Source organism: Erysipelothrix aquatica (assembly GCF_009828775.2).
GTDB classification, from domain to species: domain Bacteria; phylum Bacillota_I; class Bacilli_A; order Erysipelotrichales; family Erysipelotrichaceae; genus Erysipelothrix; species Erysipelothrix aquatica.
The window spans coordinates 1-1941 of record NZ_WTSY02000077.1 but is presented as its reverse complement, the minus strand read 5'-3'; the positions used below and the strand labels follow the sequence as shown (position 1 = coordinate 1941).

Genomic DNA, 1941 nt, shown 5'->3' with positions numbered 1-1941 from the left:
AAATTGTATTTCTTAAAAATGACGTATCACGTAGGTATCGAGCATATGAGTGATATTCTAGGACGTTAAAGATAAACCGCTTAAAACTGCTATCTGTAAACGATTATGGAATCTTTGCCAAAGAATAGATTTAAATTATCTTGTATAAAATTGGGTAGGAAATGAAAATTCAAGATTTTCGTATCTTGAAACAGAATAAGTGAAATTTAACTCTATATTGACAATCATCTATATAGAAGATAATCTATATAGGTAAATAGGAGATGAATAAACTAAATCAGATATTTAATAAAAAAATGCTGGTTTTGATAGGGAGTTTTGGTCAGAAGGTATTTTTGGAGGGTAGACTATGAAACGTAATAGTATTAGTTTTTTTGAAAGGCATCTTTCACTATGGGTGTTGGTTTGTATGGTCGTTGGAGTGAGCGTCGGAAAATTTGCACCAGGAATTCCATCGTTCTTAAATAAATTCGAGTATGCTAAAGTGTCAATTCCTATGGCAATACTCATTTGGATCATGGTTTACCCTATGATGATGAAAGTTGATTTTGCAAGTATAAAACAAATTAAAAAGAATCCAAAAGGCTTATACATAACCTGGATCGTTAACTGGTTAATAAAGCCATTCACGATGTACGCAATTTCATATTTCTTTTTCTTTATTGTTTTTAAAGCATTAATACCTGCAGATTTAGCGAGTGACTATCTAGCTGGGGCCGTCCTTCTTGGTGCCGCTCCGTGTACAGCCATGGTCTTCGTATGGAGTTATCTAACGAATGGGGATGCGAGCTATACTGTTGCTCAAGTTGCAACTAATGACTTAATTATCCTGTTTGCTTTTGTACCAATCGTAGCGTTGCTCTTAGGTGTTGGAAACGTTGGCGTACCGTTGAATACACTGATACTTTCGGTGGTATTGTTTGTGGTTGTTCCATTAATTGCTGGTGTTTCAACGAGACATTATGTAGTTAAGAAGAAGGGGCAAGATTATTTTGATACAGTCTTTATTAAGAAGTTTGACGCGTCAACAATGGTAGGTCTTTTATTAACATTAACCTTTATTTTTAGTTTTCAAGGAGAAGTTATCTTATCAAATCCACTACATATTTTATTGATAGCCGTTCCACTTACGATTCAAACATTTTTGATATTTTTCATCGCATATGGAACATCTAAACAGCTAAAACTTCCGCATTGTATTGCCGCACCTGCTGGGATGATCGGCGCCTCTAATTTCTTTGAGCTTTCCGTTGCAGTTGCTATTGCGTTGTTTGGTGCTCAGTCACCTGTAGCGTTGGCTACGATAGTCGGGGTGTTAACAGAAGTTCCAATTATGTTGATTCTGGTTAAAATTGCCAACAATACAAAGCATTATTTCCCAGAGTAATTGGTATGAGTTATGTTATTGGATACAAAAATAATTAATAGGATATAGACATCAATTAAGATAAAATAGGAGAAACTATGAAACCAAAAGTAGCATTTATCTGTGTACACAATTCATGCAGAAGTCAGATGGCAGAGGCTGTCGGAAAGATTCTCGCTGCCGAAACATTTGATTCTTATTCAGCAGGTACTGAAACAAAGCCTCAAATTAATCAGGATGCAGTTTCATTAATAAAGGAAAAATACAATATTGATATGAATGCGACACAGCAATCTAAGTTAATTGCTGAGATTCCGACAGTCGATATAGTCGTAACAATGGGATGCAACGTTGATTGTCCTTACTTGCCGAGTAAGCATCGTGAAGATTGGGGACTCGATGATCCATCAGGTAAAGGTAAAGAAACGTTCGAAAATACGCTTAAATTAATTGAAGAAAAAATCATCGATTTGAAGCAACGAATTGAAAGTGGCAAGATACTTTAAGGGATGCATTAGCATCTCTTTAAGTTTAAATAACCTACTCGGTAGGCATATATATATATATATATATAT

General features: G+C 35.1%; 2 protein-coding genes. Both read left to right on the top strand.

Features of this window, described 5'->3' with window-relative positions; translation table 11 throughout:
• The first annotated feature begins 349 nt into the window (after positions 1 to 349).
• Complete coding sequence (arsB, locus tag GVV20_RS10460) at positions 350 to 1387, top strand: ACR3 family arsenite efflux transporter (protein WP_159740095.1); 1038 nt, start codon at positions 350 to 352, stop codon at positions 1385 to 1387.
• A 77-nt stretch (positions 1388 to 1464) separates the two neighbouring features.
• Positions 1465 to 1872, top strand: coding sequence for an arsenate reductase ArsC (locus GVV20_RS10455; RefSeq protein ID WP_159740096.1), 408 nt, complete (start codon positions 1465 to 1467; stop codon positions 1870 to 1872).
• Positions 1873 to 1941: the final 69 nt, after the last annotated feature.

Coding starts and splice junctions, on each gene's coding strand:
- arsB (WP_159740095.1), top strand. CDS start 350: ATGAAACGTAATAGTATTAGTTTTTTTGAAAGGCATCTTTCACTATGG.
- GVV20_RS10455 (WP_159740096.1), top strand. CDS start 1,465: ATGAAACCAAAAGTAGCATTTATCTGTGTACACAATTCATGCAGAAGT.